Genomic DNA, 520 nt, shown 5'->3' with positions numbered 1-520 from the left:
GCCCACGGCCGCCCCGGCCGGCGCCCCGCAGGCCGCCGCACCCGCCCAGCCCCAGCCCCAGCCCCAGCGCCAGGCGCCCCCGGCCGCGGCTCCGGTCACCCCCTCGGCCCCCGCTGCCCCGCCCGCGCCCCCCGGGAGCGTCGATCCGCGCATGCTCTGGCCGAACATCCTGGAGGCGGTGAAGAACCGGCGCCGGTTCACCTGGATCCTGCTCAGCCAGAACGCCCAGGTCACCGGCTTCGACGGCACCACCCTCCAGATCGGCTTCGTCAACGCGGGGGCGCGCGACAACTTCGCGAGCAGCGGCAGCGAGGACGTGCTGCGCCAGGCGCTGGCCGAGCAGTTCAACGTGCAGTGGAAGATCGAGGCGCTCGTCGACCCCTCGGGCGGTTCGGCGGCCCCGCCGGCCGGCGGCTCCCCCGGCTTCGGCGGAGGCGGCGCCGGGTACGGAGGCGGCGGTTTCGCGGGCGCGCCCGCCGGTGGCGGCCAGGCCGCCACCGGCGCACGCCCGGCGGCGGCC

Annotated in this window: 1 pseudogene; it reads left to right on the top strand. The window is 79.0% G+C overall.

What is annotated here, in order from left to right:
* A pseudogene (locus tag PV343_RS40220) lies at positions 1–520 on the top strand (DNA polymerase III subunit gamma and tau); the annotation flags it as partial.

Source organism: Streptomyces sp. WI03-4A, assembly GCF_033792105.1.
GTDB lineage: Bacteria > Actinomycetota > Actinomycetes > Streptomycetales > Streptomycetaceae > Streptomyces > Streptomyces collinus_A.
Note: the sequence above shows the minus strand (reverse complement) of the source record. Positions and strands in the feature narration are given on the sequence as shown.